Genomic DNA, 18,747 nt, shown 5'->3' with positions numbered 1-18,747 from the left:
AGAGAAAATACCTATTCAAGCTTTTGTGTCATCAAAAAAATGAACTCATGAAAAAACTCAAGGGAACGCCTTTTAATGAACTAAAAATTACAAGATCTAACATCTGGCTGGACTTGTTATCTAGCTTGCCCTTCATTCTCATTGGATTGTGGCTGGCTTTTAATGCAACAAATACAACTCTAAGTTGCCAACGCATAGAATCTAAACAAGGCAATTGTAAACTCACAGGATGGAGCTTTTTGGGTTCAAATATTCAAGAAATATCTCTGGATAATTTAGTGGGAGGCAAAGTTACCACAGGTAGGAAGCGTAGCACCAGAGTTGAACTGTTAACCAAATCGGGGGAAATTCCGTTTACGGATGGCTACACTGCTTGGGGGGATAAAAATGATATTGCTAATAAAATCAATGATTTTGTTGCAAATCCCGATCGCAAATCGTTGAATGTAAGTCAAGACGATCGTTGGTTTCTATGGACATTAGGGAGCATATGTGTGGTGACGGGGGTATTAGAATATGTTTGGAAGCGCGAAAAATTAAATCTATAGCTTTGATAAAACTTTCGGTAAAATGACTGTTGAACAACGGGGTTGGTGGGTGAATAATTTTACCGGATACTTCTATTGCGAGATTTATGAGTAGAAGTAGGTACTGGAAAATATAAAAATTAAGGTATTCGCTACTATCTTTGTCTGTTAATGTTATCTCAACCCAAGATGTACTTTAACAGCAGAAAGCAAAAACAACAAAAAATGGCTGACTCCATTTGCAGCTATTTGGACAAGCGATCGCACTAAATGAATGCACCTGCGACTTTAAGTACGCGCGGCGCAGCTATCCCTCTGGGCTAATCGCCCAAATCAATAATTAACGATACTTAGGTAGGCGCCAATAAACTTTACATTCTGTTACATTATAAAGTTTTCTTCATTTTTGTTTGCCATTACTTCCTGTACGATCGCGCTAGAAAGCTAACGTTTCACTCCCAATGAGATAATTAATATTTTTTAATATTCCTGTCCTTAAATCACGGAAAGCTATCTGAAACGCAGCCGCAGGTGAACTCGCGACATTTGTTGTCGGTTAGACATTTTAGTGCTAGCCTATTAGCAAGATAAAAAGGGTTATCCTATAGGATCGCTTCCAATAATATATAACTTAACAATTTGACGTAGCCTGGTCGGGAAGTCGATCTGTAACATCAGTTTTGGATTTAAAAGGTGAAGTAAATGAAAATAATCAAGTACACAGCAACGGAACTAATAATTCAGACTAAAAGCATATTAGATTTTTGGTTCCCTAGTTGTTTATTAATGACATTTGGACTGATCGGGCTGACTTTTGACTATCATGCAGCAACTTTGAGCTGCCAGCGATCGCACGAAAAACAAGGAAATTGTCAGTTGGTGCGATCGCACTTACTGGGATCGAACATCCAAGAAATTCAGCTTGCTGCTTTGCAGGGAGCTAAAGTAGAAAGATTTGGCTCCAAAAGCAGAGTTGTACTTGTGACGAATGTTGGCGATGTTCCTTTTAGTGCTAACTCGACTAACTGGGGGAATAAAGACGCTGCTGCTTCGGACATCAATTTTTATCTTAAAAATGCAAAATTTCGCTTGCTGCGCTTAAGCCAAGACGATCGCTGGTTGGGATGGACAGGAGGCATATTTTTGCTCGCAGGAGTCGGAGTCATCGCCTTGGGAAATAAAGAAACCTACAGCTTCGATGGAACTTCCAACACCTTGACTGTTAAACGGCGGGGTTTGTTGGCCCGTAAAGTAATTAAACGCTCTCTGTTCGAGATTTATGGGGTGGAAGTCGATCGCACAAAAGATCGGGATCATGATGTTTGGTACCAAGTTAGACTGTTAGTTAGTGGAGGAGATCGCATATCCCTTCCCCACACTATGAGCCCTTACAAGCAAGTAGAAATCGCCAAAGCGATTAACAACTACCTCCACGCGCGATCGCACGAAAGTATTTGTAGTGATGATTGCAGTCAGAGTGAAAATTCTGCGGACTAAAGTCTTCACTACAAACCTAGTTCTTTTTGCGGACTAAAGTCTTCACTACAAACCTATAGCGGTTCTCAAAAAAGTGAGGTATGCCCTATGCCCTATGCCCTATGCCCTATGCCCTATGCCCTATGCCCTATGCCCATGAGTACCTCATCTTTGTGAGAAAGGCTATAGTTATTTGTTTCCATCTTTCAATTTCCAACCTGGTTTGACAACTTGGCGGGAACGGGCAATTACTAAACAGTCATTGGGAACATCTTCTGTTACTATAGAACCAGCCGCGACATTAACATCTTCTCCCAAAGTTATCGGTGCTACCAACACACTGTTGGAACCTGTTTTGCTCCGATCGCCTATCTGAGTTTTGTGCTTATTTTTGCCATCGTAATTGGCGGTAATTGTCCCAGCGCCGATGTTGACTTTTTCTCCCAAAGTCGCGTCGCCTAAATAAGACAAGTGAGCGACATTCGTTCGATCGCCTAGTTGAGCATTTTTCAATTCTACAAAATTGCCCACGCGACAGTTGGCGCCTATTTGCGCGTGTCCCCGCAGGTGTGCGTAGGGGCCAATTCGCGCATTTTCTGCCACAATACTGTCCGAAATTACTGAATAAAGCACAGTCACGTTTTCCTTGATTTGACTGTTTTCAATCAAACTACCGGGCCCGATGCGACTCCCAGAGGCGATCGAAGTTTTACCCCGCAAGTGAGTTTGCGGTTCAATTACGACATCCGACTGCAACTCTACGGTATCGTCGATCGTGATGCTGTTGGCATCGATCAGCGTCACGCCCGCTTTCATCCACTTATCCTTTACCCGCGCTTGCAAAATATCGGAAGCTGTGGCTAAATGTTTGCGATCGTTAATTCCCAAGATTTCTTGATAATCTTCAACATCCACCGCCATCACGGGAGAGAGAATACTTACCGTATCAGTTAGGTAATATTCTTTTTGGTCATTGTCTGCTTTCAAATCTGGCAAAATTTTCTCTAAATGCGGCCAGTGAAAACAATAAACACCTGCATTGATTCGCTGGTTTTGCTTTTGAGTTGTTGTACAATCGCGGTCTTCGACAATTTGCTGGACTAAGTTTTGACTGTCAGTAAATACTCGCCCATATCCTTGAGGATTCGGCAAATTAGCTGTCAATATAGTAGCAGAGTTTTGGTGCTGTTGGTGAATTGCCATCAATTGTTTGATAGTTTCTGCCCTCAGCAAAGGTACATCCCCATTTAATACCAGCAAATCTCCTGGAAATCCCTTTAAGTGAGGCAGCAATTGCTGGATGGCGTGACCGGTTCCCAATTGTTCGGTTTGTTCGACAAATTCTAGGGGAGGAAATTGAGAATTGTCCGATTTTTCATGAGCTTCCATCAGAGATTGTTTAACGAGTTCACCTCGATAACCGACTATGACAAGTCGCCGGGAAATTTCTATTTCTTGACAACTTTGGAGGACTCGCTCAACTAGCGATCGACCACCCAATTCGTGGAGAACTTTGGGCAAGTCAGATTTCATGCGCGTGCCGCGTCCAGCAGCTAAAATTGCTATTGCTATCATTGTGCGATCGAGCTATTTGCTATAAAAAATTGACTAAATGATGATATCACTCGCTGTCCGTCGATGGCACTGCGATCGCACAATTTTTTAATCTCCAATCTCGAATCCGGGCGCGGCAAGTCTTTTTGCAGCCTGATGTCGGTTTGAGGGGCGATGCTTGCGGTATCTTGGAGTTGCGCGCCCGAGATCGAATTTCTGAGGGCTGAAGTCCGAACGATCAAACCTGAGTTCGTTTCGTAGTAAGGACTTCAGTCCTTCCCCAAGAGATGCGAGGGGGAGCGAGGGTGATAATTTGCATCTTTGAGCTTGAATTTACCGAGATAGATTATACTATTCGTTGAATTTCAGTTATGGTGTTTTTAACTCAAAAAAACTATTAGTTGCTTCTTCCTCCTTCCTTCTTCCTTCTTCCGACTTTCTTCTTCCTTCTTCCTTCTTCCTTCTTCCTTCTTCCTTCTTCCTTCCTTTCTGCATTATCAGGTGTCCAGCTATGACAGAGCTTAATTTTCAGGAACTTGCCAAGCAGGGAAATCCACAGGCGATCGCATCTTGGCTCAACAGCCAGTTGCCATCTGAAGGGATCGCAGCCTCCGCGAATCTCGACGGCGACTGTTTGGATGTAATTCTGGAGGCAGAGCAACTACCGATAGAAGATACATTAGTTGATTTTGTCCGTGAAAAACTGACGGATTTGCAGCCGAATTCGATTCGCAAAGTGAAGGTTGAGGGGCGAGAAAGCGGTGAGATTGGGGCTGCTTGGAGTCAAGAGTTTAGTTTGGAGAGCAGCATTTTGGAACCACAAAGCTTTGCGGGAGAATCTGTCCCTAATATTGCGGTTGCTAATGTTGCTAATATGGACGATCGCACAGAAAGAGAGAGTACAGATATGGATGAGGAGAAATCGCCGGAATTGGCTGCATTTGAGAACCGATTGCGATCGACTTTCATTGTCGTCGGGCTGGTAACGGGTTTGTTGGCGATCGCCGTGGTGGCATTTGTCAGTAAGATGTTAAACGAGCCGCCAGCAACTGCTCTGAAGAATCCAGATGAAACTGCCAATGTAGCAAGAGTACCGGATACCTTTCGAGAAGCCGTTAACAGCGCCCTCAAAGCAGCAGAGTTAGGGCGATCGGCAAAAACGAAGGAAGATTGGACGATCGTTGCCGATCGCTGGCAAGAAGCGGTATCGTTGATGAGAAGAGTACCCGTATCCAGCGCCAACCATCAACTAGCTCAGACAAAAGTAATCGAGTATCAAAAATATCTGCTTTACGCTCAAGAATCAGCAGTAAATCCACCTCCCCCAGAGCCAACTCCCGCAACAGCCGAAAAAGCAACTTCTAAGAAAGCCAATTCCGAAAAAGCCGAACCGGAGAAAGCAACTTCTAAGAAAGCCAATTCCGAAAAAGAAAGCTCCGAAAAACCTAATCCTAAGAAAGCTAATTCCGAAAAAGCCGAACCGGAGAAAGCAAATCCTTCTCGATAAATTAGGTACGTTGTTGCGCTTCAGCGCTCTTTCTTATATATATGTAAGAGCGCCCAAGCGCAACTACATACCTAAGAATTAGCCTAGATCAAGCGCTCTTTCCTATATATCTTAAAGAGCGCTGAAGCGCAACTACATACCTAAGAATTAGCCGAGATTAAGCGCTCTTTCCTATCGCTCTTTCCTATATATCTCAAAGAGCGCTGAAGCGCAACTACATACCTAAGAATTAGCCTAGTTCAAGCGCTCTTTCCTATATATCTCAAAGAGCGCTAAAGCGCAACTACATACCTAAGAATTAGCCGAGATATTCTGCTTTCTTGGGTATTTATGAATTACCGAGAGATGTCCTAGCACAAATTTGAATAGTTATGAATGACAATAATTTAATCGTTTCCCCTGAATGGTTGGCCGCCAATACCGAAAATCCGCAAGTGGTAATTGTAGACTGTCGGTTTGCTCTCGCCGATCGAAAATTGGGACAAAAACAATATCAAGAAAGTCACATTCCCGGATCTTTCTATTTAGATTTAAACGAAGATCTGGCGAGTGTAGTTGGCACCCACGGCGGCAGACACCCGCTGCCCAATATTGCAGAATTAGCTAATAAATTCAGCGCTATCGGCATTAATTCATCAGAAACTTTAGTCGTGGCTTATGACGATTCGCGACTAGCTTTTGCGTCTCGCTTGTGGTGGCTGCTGCGATACATGGGACACAGCAAAGTCGCTTTGTTAGACGGCGGTTTCAGTGCTTGGAAAGCGGCGGGATATCCGGTAACAGATACTTGGACAGAAACCCGCGATGGTAAATTTGTAGTGCAATTGCAGCCGAATATGGCGGTTGATATCGAGGCTGTAAAAGAGCGAAAAGACTTGCCGGAGACAGTTTTGGTTGATTCGCGAGAAAGTGAGAGATACGAGGGCTTGCGGGAGCCGATCGACCCTATTGCAGGCCACATTCCGGGTGCTGTCAACTACCCTTGGCAAGGAGTGACCGAGGAAACTGGAAAAGTGCGATCGATCTCCGAACAAAAACAGTGGTGGACGGAATTAGAAAAAGCGGAAGAAATCATCGTTTACTGCGGTTCCGGCGTGACAGCTTGCGTTAATTTACTGTCCTTAGAAATCGCCGGAATTCCCGATGCTAAACTCTATGTCGGTAGCTGGAGTGACTGGTGTTCCTATCAGCTATAACCCGGCGGTTAAAACCTTGTTTGTACAACATTTTCTTCAACCCACGGAGGTGGGTTTTGTATGTATAGACGCGGTTTCAACCGCCACGTTTCCTAAAAATCGAAATAAATATAAGGTAAACCGCCTTCCGGCGCCAACACCCAAACCGCATACAAACAAAGCGGCACTAATACCAATTTCACCGGCCAATTTAACTCCAACTTCAAACCCCGACTCAAAATATAATTTCCCAGCATAGCAGCAGCCACAGCAGCCAAAATCCAAGTTAAATGTATTCTTTCCAAGCCCAAAGCTTCCACATAAACTTTATGCGAAAACTGCACATCAGCAGGATGTCCCCACAAATGCGAAATCGCCCATCCCGAATTCTTTAAATCGGGAAGCCGGAAAAATATCCAACTACCAAAAACCATCGTTTGAGTTAACAGCCAACCGATCGCCATTCCGATCGGATTTTCCCACAAAAAGTCGATCCGCAACTTCTTAAAAGTCACATCCGTCACCCGGTGCACCGCCAAAGCCAAACCGTGCAAACCCCCCCACACTATAAATCCCCAAGCTGCACCGTGCCAAATTCCCGCAATTAACATGACAAGAGACAAATTGAAACAAGTGCGCCACAAACCAACGCGCGAACCTCCCAAGGGAAAATACAAATAATTCCGCAGCCAATCCCCCAAAGTCATGTGCCAGCGCCGCCAAAAATCAGCGATGCTCGTACTAAAATAAGGAAAATCAAAATTTGGTGGCAAATACCAACCCAACAGCAAAGCAGTACCGCGCGCCATGTCAACGTAGCCGCTAAAATCGAGATAAAGTTGCAGCCCGTAAGCAAAAATCGCCAGCCACAAATCCTCGCTACCCGCGCGCTGCAAGTTGGTAAAACTTAAATCGACATAAATTCCCAAGTTGTCGGCGAAAAGACCTTTTTTTACTGCACCAAAGGCGATCGTCCAAAGGGCCTCAGAAATGCGATCGGGCGTCGGAAATTTCTGGGATTTCAGTTGATATATCAAGTTATGATAGCGAGTAATCGGCCCGGAAATCAGTTTCGCAAAAAACAACTTGTAAGCAGCAAAGTGCAGCAGCGAAGTAGCAGCCGGCGCGCCTCGGTACACGTCAATCAAATAAGCAATGCACTCAAAGCAAAAGAAACTCAATCCCAGGGGTGCGATGACGTGAGTTTTTACCCAGTTAGCGCTGTCTAAAGCAACAGGCCAATTTAACAAAGTGCCGATCGAATTCAAGAAAAAAGGTACATACTTAAAACCCAGCAGCAGCAAAACATTCAGCCCTATTCCCAGCCACAGTACCAACAAGCGCCGGCGATTCCAAGATTCATTAGCAATCCGCCAATCCAAAGGTTCCCCGATCGCCATCGCCAAGCAGTAATTAAACACAACACCGAGTAACAGCAGAGGAATATACCAAATTTGCAGCGAAGCATAAAAAATCAGACTTCCCGCCAGCATGACAAACAGCCGCCACCACCGCAGGGGAACCAACCAGTAAGCCACGAACAAAACTAATAGAAACAGGGCATATTGAAGGGAAATGAAAGTCATGCGATTTTAGATTTTGGATTTGGGATTTTAGAATTGGGAAGGGCTGATTATGTGTGGGTTGGGAGCGCGGGGCTACTGTTTCATTGTTTTTTAAATCGAGACTAAAGCTAATACTAACTATTAAAATTTGTTTGCACTAGGCGATCGATACCATCAGTGTGTCGCTACTTAAAAAATCGTTTTTTGAGAGATTGTGAATGGCGACACACCCTACAGTTGCTACTGAGAACGCATATATTTTACAGCACAAGAGTTAAATGCTGTTGCAAATTAAAGAAACTTCGTTGTTGTAAACCCGGTTTCATCTCGTACCCGCTCGATTAACCGCACTACAAACGGTTCGCAGTACGGACTTCAGTCCGCTCTCCGGTTCGTAGTACGGACTTCAGTCCGCTTTCCTGCTGCGGAATGGGAGGGCGCACTACAAACCATGTTTGTTATCCTAATCGATCGAACACGATATCCATACCTCGGAACTTCACCATCGTTGGCGGCGCACGTCGCAGTACAATGGATTTCTGCCCGCAAGTCTTTCACCAAATAGCGAAAAACTCTTTTGCTCTTTCACGATCGCAACTTTTGGTGCCCGATCGCGCGCAGCCGATCGCAAATTCTCGATCGCCCGCCCTGTTTCCTCTGGTTGAGATTCCGAGATTTCCGCAGATACTTCTGAATCTCCAGCATAGGCGATCGGCAAATTCACCAAAAAAGTCGAACCCACCCCGGGCGAACTTTCTATTTTAATACTCCCCCCCAGAAATTCAGCCATTTTTCTACACAGAGACAATCCCAATCCTGTGCCTTTCACCCCCTTCTGCAAGTGATTTTCCACTTGAACAAATTCTTCAAAAATCCGCGTTTGGTCGGCGGTTGGAATTCCAATACCCGTATCAGCCACTGAAAAAGTAACCATTCCCCCCTTTCCCATTTCGGCCGCAACTCTGACTTCTCCCGCTTCGGTAAATTTCAGCGCATTAGAAATCAGATTACGCAAAATCTGAGAAACTTTTCCCTCATCAGTGGTAAGAGTTGGTAGTTCCAAAGGCACTTCAAAAATTAGACTGACGGGCGAGTTTTGTGGTAGCAGGGGGCGCATCATTCCGCGCAGCGCGCTGAACAAATCTTCGACTTCAAAATCAGCCACGCGAACCGTTACTTTTCCGGCTTCCACCTTAGCTAAATCTAACGAGTCATCAACAAGTTCTGCGAGAGACTCGGCAGATTTGCGAATAAAATTTAACTGCTTGTCTTGTTCGGGCGAAAGTTCTCCGTCGAGGCGATTTAACAAGATTTCGGAAATACTGAGAATTGTCGTTAGCGGAGTGCGAAACTCGTGGCTCATGTTGGAGAGAAAGCTGGTTTTGAGTTCGCCCTCTTGCTGGAGAGATTCGGCTTTATCGTTCAATTCGGCATAAAGTGCGACGACTCCGCGATTCGTATCTTCTAGTTCTTGATTTAATTGTACGAGTTCTTCTTGACGCTGGCGGAGTTCGTCTAAAGTACGCAGCAATTCTTGATTTTGCTGCTGAATTTCCGCATAGGGATCTTCAGGAATTTGGCGCGCTAGTTTATCAAGTAATTTGTTTAGATCGATCGCACTTAGCGCAGGCATCTGCTTAGAAAACTGCTTGATTAATTGTACAGCCGTCCCGCGATCGCGCGCCGAATCGATTTGCACCTCATCCATCAACCGTTTGGCTGCTGCTAAACCGAGGCCCGCACCAGTTTGCGATCGAAAATTGGGGCCTAAAACCTGCGCTAAATCAGCAATTCCCGGCCCGCTATCAGAAATCCGAGTCCGAAAAACCTGTGGCGATTCCCCTTCCACAAAAAATTCTACTTTACCACCACCTGCATATTTAAAAGCATTGCGGGCAATTTCGGAAACTGCTGTCGCGATGCGGGTTTGTGTTTGGGAATCGAATCCCAACAATGCGCCAATTTGGCGAGCTCTTTGGCGTACTTGTACGATGTCTTGTTCAAAGCGGACTTCCGTTGTCAGAATTGGGTAAATCATGCCATTTTCGCATTGAAGCATTGGGGATTGTCGATCGGGAAATCACTCATGACGATCGTGATTTATAGTTCGCCTACAGTTTCATGCTTGTTAGGAAATATTCTCAAGCTGCTTGTCTTACCTTGGCTACTACAACTGTCATGTCATCGCGAGTGCGTTTAAAGTCTCGGTAGAGTACGGCTGCAATTAAAGCCGGATGTCTCGCAGCCAAACCCGGGTAGCGGTTTAAATCCCACTGTGCCGCCAAACCATCGGAGTGCATAATTAACAAGGAATGGGACGACCAAGGATAGACAAATTCTGCTACTTTTCGCATCATATGTCCAACAGTGCCGTTGTGGGAAACCATGCTGCGGGTTTGGTTATCTGTGAACACTACACCAGTAATGTTGCCAACTCCGGCAAAACAGATGGTTTTTTGAGTACGATCGATCAGGGCGATCGCAGCAGCCGCTCCTCTGGTATTTTTTAAAGCAGCGTGAGCCTTCTCTAAAATAGCTTTCGGCCCGAGTTTAGCATTTTCCCCAAAAACTCGCACAGCTTCCTGCGACGCTTCCTGGGCCAAAACCCCGTAGCCAAGCCCATCAGCAACTAAAATCAGATTTTTGTTCAGATGATTTTGCGTCGCCCAGGAATCGCCACAAATCTGCTCTCCTACTTTCGGCAAGCGAACAACCCCAAATTCCAAGTAATTGCCGTTTTCCGAGGCTTCCACGCGATTCTGGGTAGGGGAGAGTCGCATTAACAAAGCAGTCCCCAGTTTCGGCACAGAATGAATATCAAAAAAACTAGAAAGGCGTTGAATCGCGCCGAGTCCGGTTCCCAGAGTTCCCGCAGTCGAAAAACCATCCCGCAAACACTGACCGACATTTGCCATACCCGGCCCCCGGTCTAGCGCTACTATTTGAATGCTATATCCTGCCGCTGTTTGTACGGTTTGCAGCAAAATTTCTCCTTCGCGGGCGTGTTTGACAACGTTTTTTGCTGCTTCGGCGATCGCAATTGCAACTTTACCGCGATCGGTCTCATTAAATCCAACTTCCGCCGCGAGGGCGACTGCAATTCGTCGCGCTTCTCCGACTTGACTTTCTTCTGTTACGGGTAAGGCTATGACATTTATCATTATTTGTGTAGTTCTAATCTTAAGCTGTCGCGCCAAAAAGTCAGTTGACAGTGGACAGTTGACAGTGGACAGTTGACAGTTATCATGAGTGATCTCAGAAACCGGGTTTCTTAGAAAATTTATCGCCACTCAATGCAAAATTCGTATAAACCCGGTTTCTCGCCCTCATCAGTCAGCAGTAATCAGTGATTAGTGACACCTCAGAAACCTGGTTTCTTAAAAGATTTATCGCCACTCAATGCAAAATTCGTATAAACCCGGTTTCTCGCCCCTCATCAATCGTTTTATAAACCGAATTTCTTCCTATATTTCTAGTTACCAAACACAAAACTCCTAGAAACCCGCTTTGTCCCCCCATCTCCCCATCTTCCCCTCTCCCCATCTCCCCCTCTCCCCATCTCCCCTTCTCATTTCCAACGGACGATCGCAATTTTAGTACCCTTACCCACCTTAGAAACAATCTCAAATTCGTGCATCAACCGCTTAGAACCGCTGAGCCCCAAACCCAAACCACGATCGGAAGTATAACCATCAGTCATCGCCAATTCAATATCTGGAATTCCCGGGCCCTTGTCTTCAAATATCAGCCGCAGCCCTTTGCGAGTACCTAATTGCAGCGTTTCCAGAGTTACAGTTCCCCCCTTGCCGTAGTCTACAGTATTGCGGGCTAGTTCACTGGCTGCGGTAACAATTTTCGTTTGGTCTACCAAGCCGAATCCCATTGCTACAGCCAAGTTTCGCACTTGCTGCCGGACGTGGACTATATCGGAGGACGATCGAATTTCTAGTGTCTCACGTTTTGACATGGCGCTACTCTAGTTAAAATAGAACTTCTCCACAAAACATAGAAGTTGCACTCCTCACCCTAGTTCCTTTTCAGTTGACAGTTGACAGTTGACAATTGACAGTTGTTACGAAGGAAGAAGGAAGAAGAAGGAAGAAGGAAGAAGGAAGAGTTGACAGTTTACAGTTGACAATCAAAAATCTTAAATCCCCAATCCCCAATCCCCAATCCAAAATCCAAAATCCAAAATCCAAAATCGTTTGACAGTTGACCGCACGAGTAGCACTTGACAAAAGAAGGAAGAGGATTGGAGTCATGAATAGTCTTCTTTTAATTTCTCGCAATCGGGGATCCGGCTTTCAACCCATTCTTTCTGGCAATAAATCTTCACTGTCTCAAAAACGTATTTACAAACAAACCTGTTTTTTAATTCTCTCTCTCTAAGTTACCGGACAATTCATCGATTATTTACACCTCTGAATCAGACAAACCCAAGGATTTTCGCAATAAATTCATCCCCTTCTCAACGCTTAAAGCTGTCCGAACTCCTGTCAAAGAAAGCCCCAATTCAACCAGCGTAATCGCCACCGCCGGCTGCATCCCCACCACAACTGTTTCAGCATCTAAAAATCGCGACATGGTAGCGATATTGTTGAGAATGCGACCGATAAAAGAATCTACGATTTCCAGGGAAGAGATTTCTATTAAAACTCCTTTGACTCCAGTTTTTACTATGCGGTTTGTCAGGTCGTCTTGCAACGTCATTGCCAAGCGATCGTGCATATCTACTTGGATTGTTACTAGCAGAAATTCTCCCATTTGCAGGATAGGAATCCGTTCCATAAATTCACCTCTATTTGAGTTTTGAATTAAATGAATTTTTAGCAGCAATAAACACAACAGAGCGGTTTTCAATGTAAATAACAGAGGAATTACCAATTACCAATTACCAATTACCAATTTACCAATTACCAATTACCAATTACCAATTACCAATTACCAATTACCAATTACCAATTACCAATTACCAATTACCAATTACCAATTACCAATTACCCATTACCCATTACCAATTACCAATTACCCATTACTATATTTTATCTTTCCTCTTTAATATTTTTGATAGTTAAACCTTGGCGTTGCAAAGCTACTTTAAAAGCATCTGCCAAAGTCGCTTTAGTCAGAATATCCTGCAAGTCAACTCCCAAATGAACGATGGTTTGAGCGATTTGCGGGCGAATGCCGCTAATGATGCACTCAGTACCCATCAAACGGGCGGCGGCTACAGTTTTCAATAAATGTTGAGCGACTAAAGTATCAACAGTAGGCACCCCTGTAATATCTAAAATCGCAAATTCTGATCCTGTTTCCATGATTTCCTGCAACAGAGTTTCCATGACTATTTGAGTGCGGGCGCTGTCAAGAGTTCCAATCATTGGTAAAGCGAGAATACCTTGCCAAAGTTTGACTACAGGTGTTGACAATTCGAGCATTTCTTGCTGCTGGCGTTCGATGACTTCTTCGCGAGCTTTGAGAAAGATTTCTGTCACCCAAAGCCCTAATTGGTCTAATAAGCTGGTGGAAAGCCAAAGTTGTTCGACAAGTGCGTCGCGGTTTTGTGTCAATTCGCGACAAAGCCGATCGAACAATGGCTTTTTGAAGCATAAGATAAAACTGGCTATCTCTGATGGGGTAAAGCCCCTCTGAACGCGCGATCGCGAAACTTCGGCCAGCAGCAGCCGCATATTTTCCCACTCTGGTGTCTGGATGTCGCTCAAGTTACCGTGTCCCACAGCTATTTGGAGCAATTGCAGGAACTCTTGACACTCCGATCGCAATTCTTTGGCTCTCATCAAGTCGTCCCGCCGCAGCCCGGTGTTTTGCAGTTCTTTGAGCCAGTCTGCTAGTAACTCAGCTTTGTTTTTTTCGAGGATTTCCGCGATCGTGTTATTGCTTGTGAGTTCCATTAAAATTATCTCCTGCTTAGCAATTTGGATAAAATTGTACGAGCGATCGCACTCTTGGTATTTTGGATGGGGTAACTTCTGAGTTTAGCTCACTGTTTGCTGTTTGCGATCGGGGGTTAAACGCCTAACTGCAAAATGCGTTTGACGATCGCACTGGTAGAACTCGGAACTTCTATTTCGATCAAGGAAATCTTGCCACCTCCGGCGATAACTGCCGGTGCTTCCGGCAAACTTTCGAGTTGATAGTCACCTCCTTTAACGTATATCTCAGGCTTCAGGATACTTATCAGTTTAGTAGCTGTAATTTCGGAAAAAATTACTACGCCGTCCACTGGTTTGAGAGCAGCCAGCACTTCCGCTCGCTGAATTTCCGGTACGATCGGGCGGGGTGGCAATCCCGGCTGCTGCGGCTTGATAGTTTGCACGCTAACATCGCTATTCAAGCCCACCACGAGCGATCGCCCCAAAGCTTTTGCCGCCTGCAAATAGCGGACGTGCCCCGCGTGCAGGATATCGAAGCAGCCATTAGTAAACACCATCGGACGCCACTTTTGAGGATCGGAGGCGATCGATCTTTCAAGTTCTCCCAACGTGTAAACACCCGAAATCATTACAGTCATAACTAAAAAAATGCACGGCGATGAATCATCCTAGCAAAAAATGTGAGATAAGAGCGCGTTTGCCATTGAACGAGCCAGCGATCGAACTGCCAATAATTAGTAATTGGTAATTAGTAATTGGTAATTAGTAATTGATCGCTCTTAAGGAGAAAGCAACAAACAAGAATGCCCTTCTGCTGCGCTTTCCGGCAAACAGAACGAAAAAGGGGAAAATAGCTACTCCTGTATCTCTCCTCCCACCAAAAAAACCGATACTTGCTTTCCCACAGCCGCCAGCAGCCCCAAATTTGAGACTAAGAGTTCAAACTCCCAGATTCATCTATCGAGTAATAAAAATTTCGATTTTCAAGAGCGCGGTAGGCGATGAGGAATGACTTATTCTGTATGGGTTCGATCGCGAGCCGAAAGTTGCATTGTTTTTGTCAATAGGTACAAATCCTACAATCGAAAACGGAAAATCTCAAATCGATCGAGTGACTGCCGTGTTGTGCAGTTGGTAATTGGAGGTTCAAAAGATTGGGAAACAATTATTTGTTTCAGATCTCTGTGAGATCAATTACTATAAGACAGGGGATGAAAGTGCCACGCCATCTGGCAAGCGAGAAATATAGCGGTGAAACACACCTAAATCTTACCAAAAATTTGGGTCTAAAGCCCCATCCTTTTAGGACAGCTTTAATTCTGCCAGAACTGTGTTAGAGTTTTTATATCCGGTTCGGTAACGTAAATGTTAGTATTTGAAGCCAAGCTAGAAGGAAAAAGCGAGCAGTACGAACGGCTAGACGAAGCCATTCGTACTGCTCGCTTCATTCGTAATAGCTGCATCAGATACTGGATGGATACGAAAGGGGTGGGTCGCTACGACTTAAGCGCTTATTGCGTAGTTCTTGCCAAGGAATTTCCTTGGGCCACCAAGCTTAATTCAATGGCTAGGCAGGCTTCCGCAGAAAGAGCTTGGTCATCAATTGCGCGGTTCTTCGACAACTGCAAAAAGGCAAAACCAGGAAAGAAAGGTTTTCCGCGCTTCAAAAAGCACTCGTCGCACGGTTCTGTAGAATACAAGACTTGTGGGTGGAAACTTTCTGAAGACAGAAGAAGCATCAACTTCAGTGATGGCTTCAAAGCAGGTTGTTTCAAGTTATGGGGAAGTCGCGACTTGCACGAATATCAGCTAAATCAAATTAAACGGGTGCGCGTAGTTTGTCGGGCAGACGGCTACTATGTGCAATTTTGTATTGACGCTGAACGCAACGAAAAGCGTGAACCGACCAGGAAAACTATCGGTTTGGATGTAGGGCTAACTCATTTCTACACGGACTCTGACGGTAATACCGTCGAGAACCCGCGTCATCTAAGAAAATCAGAGAAGTCGCTAAAACGACTTAATCGGAGACTCTCCAGAACCAAAAAGGGTTCCAAAAACAGAGATAAGGCGAGAAATCGCTTGAACAAAAAACACCTTAAGGTAAGTAGGCGACGTAAAGACTTTGCTGTGAAATTGGCAAGGTGCGTAGTCCAGTCTAACGACTTGGTAGCCTATGAAGACTTGCAGGTGAAGAACATGGTCAAAAACAAAAAGCTATCCAAGTCGATATCTGATGCGGCTTGGACAACTTTTAGAAATTGGATTGAATATTTTGGCAAAGTGTTTGGGGTAAGCTGTTCGACATTCAAACTGCACTATTTGTGTGCCAGACCCCATACTGTAAGGGGTTGAGGCAATAAATTTAAATGACTAACAGCTTAGCAACTGGTGGGAGGAAATTTGAGGCGATTACCCGATCGAGCTATTTTGGTGGAAAATAACCTGAAGTACCAACCTGTGCAAGCATCTTGTTGGGACTTCCCAAATCATCAAATGGGGGACGGTTTGATTCGTCTTTCGCGTGCGGAGTTTCCCGTCTCAGCAGCCCTTTTCAGATTCAGGACTCCTGTTTGCACAGATTCGGGACTTAACCTCTGCGATGGTGTGGCACCGGCCGCGCGATCTCCCCAAACGAAGCAATCAGTGAGGAAGAGCAATTGAACCCTCTCATCAGTCAACTCATTAAACAAAATTTCGTTTAATCTAACAGTGTAGAATTATCTAACAGCAATTATGAAAGCAACTAACAGCCGTCAATTTTCTTCAGTAGCTGCTCGCACTCTCAAAGTAGTCGGGATTATCTTGATTCTCTCTGCCTTGCTTAACAGCATTGTTCTATCGCTGCCGGGAGAAATCTCGGACATGAGCAATCGAGGCTGGCAGTTGGCCGCAGCAACTCAGATAGTTGACCGGGGCATTATTCCTTTGATGGGTATCGCCCTGCTGATGACGGGCTTTTGGGTGGACAGCAGCAGTGGAGTCTCTATTGACCGGCGCAATGTTTGGGTTGATTTGCGATTTTGGGCACTATTGATTTCCAGCTTGTTAGGGCTAATTTACCTATTGCTGGTTCCCGTTCATCTCAACAATACTCGCCTGGAACTCAAGGATGCTCTGGTTCTACTCGATAAGGAAGCCGGACAAGCAGAAGCTAAACTAGATGCCCAAATTAAAAGCGAGCAGTATAAATCTGAGTTAGAACAGCGTAAAAGCCTTCTCCGGAACCAGATAGGCGCGCTACTGCAAGACGACGGGAAGCTGCAACAAGAACTCAAGAATCCAAATCTTCCCAAGGAATTGAAAGCCGTGCTTCAGGAGTCGAAAAATGACCCGAAAGCCCTCGATAAGTTCTTGGAACAGCAAGCCCAAGAACTGCCAAATCAAGCTCGCAAAGAGATTGGTACCCAGAAGCAACAAAAAGAGAAAGAGTTGAGAACTCGATCGAGAAATTCGAGTTTGCAGACTGGAATCAACAGTTTGCTGTTGGCGATCGGCTACATTACTGTTGGTTGGAGTGGACTCAGAAGTATGGGAATTCTGCGGTTCGGTCACCGCAAAAATTGATCGGCCCGACTGCTCGGAACGCGCAAGTCGAGATATCCCTAAGAAATACTTGATCTGCTGAATATAGCAACTGCACCTAGTAGTTAGGACGCTGTTAATTGCTGAAACCATCGTTCTTCTTGCATTTTCACATCTTCCTTCTTCCTTCTTCCTTCTTCCTTCTTGCTTCTTGCTTCTTCCTTCTTGCTTCTTGCTTCTTGCTTCTTGCTTCTTCCTTCTTCCTTCTTCCTTCTTGCTTCTTGCTTCTTGCTTCTTCCTTCTTGCTTCTTGCTTCTTGCTTCTTCCTTCTTGCTTCTTGCTTCTTGCTTCTTCCTTCTTGCTTCTTCCTTCTTGCTTCTTCCTTCTTCCTTCTTCCTTCTTCCTTCTGCTATAGTTTGCCCTTACTGAAAGCTGGGAATGTTCTCAATTTATATTCTGACTTACAACGAAGAGATTGATATCGCCGCTTGCATTGAATCGGCACTGCTTTGTGACGATATCATTGTAGTTGATTCTTTCAGCAGCGATCGCACCCTTGAGATTGTTCAAAACTATCCCGTGCAAACAGTGCAGCATCGCTTTGAAACTCACGGACGCCAGCGGACTTGGATGCTCCGAGAAGTAGAATGCAAGTACGAATGGGTTTACATCCTCGAAGCTGACGAGCGGATGACGCCTGCACTGTTTGCTGAATGCTTAAAGGCGATCGAAAGTCAAGAATATATAGGTTATTACGTAGCTGAAAAAGTAATATTTATGGAGCGCTGGATTCGTCGCAGCACTCAATATCCGCGCTATCAAATGCGCCTGTTTCGCAAAGACCAAGTATGGTTTACTGACTACGGTCACACTGAACGGGAAGTCTGCAACGGGCCCACTCACTTTTTGAAGGAAACCTACCCTCACTATACTTGCAGCAAAGGTCTTTCTCGCTGGATTGAAAAGCACAACCGCTACTCGACTGACGAGGCGGCGGAAACTCTCCGCCAATTAGCAGCCGGTCAAGTAAATTGGTGGGATTTATTGTTTGGCGCATCGGAGGTGGAAAGGCGCCGCGCTTTGAAAGATTTTTCTTTGCGTTTGCCTTTGCGGCCTGTGGTGCGCTTTTTCTATATGTATATTTTACTCGGCGGATTTCTTGACGGTCAAGCTGGATTGGCTTGGTGCACGCTACAAGCTTTTTATGAATATCTAATTTTGCTCAAAGTTTGGGAAATGAAGCATATGCCACTGCCGAATTTGAAAGCAGGGGAAGAACAGTCTATTTCCGAAGTAGTGAAAGTTGAGCCGTCTAAAGTTTCTTATAATCTTGGTGCTTCCGATACTCGCAGTTGAAAATTGGGAATTGGGAATTGGTAATTGGGAATTGGGAATTGGACACTGATTGAGTTGCTAGGGTGCTAGAACCCACATTCCGCAGATATTCGATCGGATTTAATTTCAAAAGAATTCAGAATTCTCAAAACCTCAAATAATTGCTCTGCAATCATTTGAGGCTTTTTT

General features: G+C 44.9%; 19 protein-coding genes. 9 read left to right on the top strand and 10 right to left on the bottom strand.

All coding sequences use genetic code 11. The features are described 5' to 3' along the window. Positions 1-47: 47 nt before the first annotated feature. Together JGK14_RS07365 and JGK14_RS07360 are read left to right on the top strand one after the other, a co-directional pair. The gene (locus tag JGK14_RS07365; RefSeq protein WP_293181345.1) at positions 48-548 is read left to right on the top strand and encodes a hypothetical protein; all 501 of its coding nucleotides are present in this window, start codon (positions 48-50) and stop codon (positions 546-548) included. 765 nt (positions 549-1,313) lie between these two features. After that, a complete protein-coding gene (locus JGK14_RS07360; protein WP_325314908.1) occupies positions 1,314-2,024 on the top strand; it encodes a hypothetical protein in 711 nt (236 codons plus the stop codon). Positions 2,025-2,192: 168 nt separating this feature from the next. Here the strand turns inward: JGK14_RS07360 and glmU are convergent, their stop codons facing one another. From glmU to JGK14_RS07345, 3 genes are all read right to left on the bottom strand, one after another. Continuing rightward, positions 2,193-3,578, bottom strand: a complete 1,386-nt coding sequence (glmU, locus tag JGK14_RS07355) for a bifunctional UDP-N-acetylglucosamine diphosphorylase/glucosamine-1-phosphate N-acetyltransferase GlmU (RefSeq protein ID WP_325314907.1) — start codon at positions 3,576-3,578, stop codon at positions 2,193-2,195. Continuing rightward, positions 3,575-3,799, bottom strand: coding sequence for a hypothetical protein (locus JGK14_RS07350; RefSeq protein ID WP_293181360.1), 225 nt, complete (start codon positions 3,797-3,799; stop codon positions 3,575-3,577). Before JGK14_RS07350 ends, glmU begins: the two co-directional genes overlap by 4 nt. 127 nt (positions 3,800-3,926) lie before the next feature. Next, positions 3,927-4,052, bottom strand: coding sequence for a hypothetical protein (locus tag JGK14_RS07345; RefSeq protein ID WP_293197143.1), 126 nt, complete (start codon positions 4,050-4,052; stop codon positions 3,927-3,929). A 16-nt stretch (positions 4,053-4,068) separates the two neighbouring features. Here JGK14_RS07345 and JGK14_RS07340 point away from each other — a divergent pair, with 16 nt between their 5' ends. Further along, positions 4,069-5,064, top strand: a complete 996-nt coding sequence (locus tag JGK14_RS07340; protein ID WP_325314906.1) for a hypothetical protein — start codon at positions 4,069-4,071, stop codon at positions 5,062-5,064. A 371-nt stretch (positions 5,065-5,435) separates the two neighbouring features. Beyond that, complete coding sequence (locus tag JGK14_RS07335; RefSeq protein ID WP_293277145.1) at positions 5,436-6,260, top strand: sulfurtransferase; 825 nt, start codon at positions 5,436-5,438, stop codon at positions 6,258-6,260. Between the two features lie 92 nt (positions 6,261-6,352). Here JGK14_RS07335 and JGK14_RS07330 read toward each other — a convergent pair whose 3' ends face one another. The 4 genes from JGK14_RS07330 to JGK14_RS07315 all read right to left on the bottom strand — a co-directional run bounded on the left by JGK14_RS07330 (position 6,353) and on the right by JGK14_RS07315 (position 11,771). Further along, on the bottom strand, positions 6,353-7,825 hold the full coding sequence (locus tag JGK14_RS07330; RefSeq protein ID WP_325314905.1) for an MBOAT family O-acyltransferase: 1,473 nt from the start codon (positions 7,823-7,825) through the stop codon (positions 6,353-6,355). A 478-nt stretch (positions 7,826-8,303) separates the two neighbouring features. Next, positions 8,304-9,863, bottom strand: a complete 1,560-nt coding sequence (locus tag JGK14_RS07325; protein ID WP_325314904.1) for an ATP-binding protein — start codon at positions 9,861-9,863, stop codon at positions 8,304-8,306. Between the two features lie 82 nt (positions 9,864-9,945). Then, positions 9,946-10,965, bottom strand: coding sequence for an ATP-binding SpoIIE family protein phosphatase (locus JGK14_RS07320; RefSeq protein WP_293181378.1), 1,020 nt, complete (start codon positions 10,963-10,965; stop codon positions 9,946-9,948). A gap of 407 nt (positions 10,966-11,372) precedes the next feature. Beyond that, positions 11,373-11,771, bottom strand: a complete 399-nt coding sequence (locus JGK14_RS07315; RefSeq protein ID WP_293191250.1) for an anti-sigma regulatory factor — start codon at positions 11,769-11,771, stop codon at positions 11,373-11,375. 95 nt (positions 11,772-11,866) lie between these two features. Here JGK14_RS07315 and JGK14_RS07310 point away from each other — a divergent pair, with 95 nt between their 5' ends. Continuing rightward, positions 11,867-12,013 carry a hypothetical protein gene (locus JGK14_RS07310; RefSeq protein ID WP_325314903.1) on the top strand — a complete coding sequence of 49 codons (147 nt, stop codon included), beginning with the start codon at positions 11,867-11,869 and terminating at the stop codon, positions 12,011-12,013. A gap of 51 nt (positions 12,014-12,064) precedes the next feature. Continuing rightward, entirely contained in the window at positions 12,065-12,193 is a 129-nt protein-coding gene (locus tag JGK14_RS07305) for a hypothetical protein (protein ID WP_293225836.1), read from the top strand. 24 nt (positions 12,194-12,217) lie between these two features. Here the strand turns inward: JGK14_RS07305 and JGK14_RS07300 are convergent, their stop codons facing one another. From JGK14_RS07300 to JGK14_RS07290, 3 genes are all read right to left on the bottom strand, one after another. Next, on the bottom strand, positions 12,218-12,592 hold the full coding sequence (locus tag JGK14_RS07300; protein ID WP_293146581.1) for an STAS domain-containing protein: 375 nt from the start codon (positions 12,590-12,592) through the stop codon (positions 12,218-12,220). A 254-nt stretch (positions 12,593-12,846) separates the two neighbouring features. Then, a complete protein-coding gene (locus JGK14_RS07295) occupies positions 12,847-13,716 on the bottom strand; it encodes an STAS domain-containing protein (protein WP_293181387.1) in 870 nt (289 codons plus the stop codon). Between the two features lie 116 nt (positions 13,717-13,832). Beyond that, positions 13,833-14,327, bottom strand: coding sequence for an adenylyltransferase/cytidyltransferase family protein (locus JGK14_RS07290; RefSeq protein ID WP_293181456.1), 495 nt, complete (start codon positions 14,325-14,327; stop codon positions 13,833-13,835). A 736-nt stretch (positions 14,328-15,063) separates the two neighbouring features. Between JGK14_RS07290 and JGK14_RS07285 the strand changes: the two genes are divergently transcribed. The 3 genes from JGK14_RS07285 (at position 15,064) to JGK14_RS07275 (ending at position 18,579) form a co-directional block, all read left to right on the top strand. Beyond that, the gene (locus JGK14_RS07285; protein WP_442921434.1) at positions 15,064-16,053 is read left to right on the top strand and encodes an RNA-guided endonuclease InsQ/TnpB family protein; all 990 of its coding nucleotides are present in this window, start codon (positions 15,064-15,066) and stop codon (positions 16,051-16,053) included. 381 nt (positions 16,054-16,434) lie between these two features. Further along, the gene (hpsJ-B, locus tag JGK14_RS07280; RefSeq protein ID WP_293146585.1) at positions 16,435-17,265 is read left to right on the top strand and encodes a hormogonium polysaccharide biosynthesis protein HpsJ; all 831 of its coding nucleotides are present in this window, start codon (positions 16,435-16,437) and stop codon (positions 17,263-17,265) included. A 396-nt stretch (positions 17,266-17,661) separates the two neighbouring features. After that, the gene (locus tag JGK14_RS07275) at positions 17,662-18,579 is read left to right on the top strand and encodes a glycosyltransferase family 2 protein (protein WP_293191248.1); all 918 of its coding nucleotides are present in this window, start codon (positions 17,662-17,664) and stop codon (positions 18,577-18,579) included. Positions 18,580-18,747: the final 168 nt, after the last annotated feature.

Source organism: Microcoleus sp. PH2017_28_MFU_U_A, assembly GCF_020738035.1.
Taxonomy (GTDB): Bacteria; Cyanobacteriota; Cyanobacteriia; order Cyanobacteriales; family Microcoleaceae; genus Microcoleus.
This window is presented reverse-complemented; position numbering and strand designations above follow the sequence as displayed.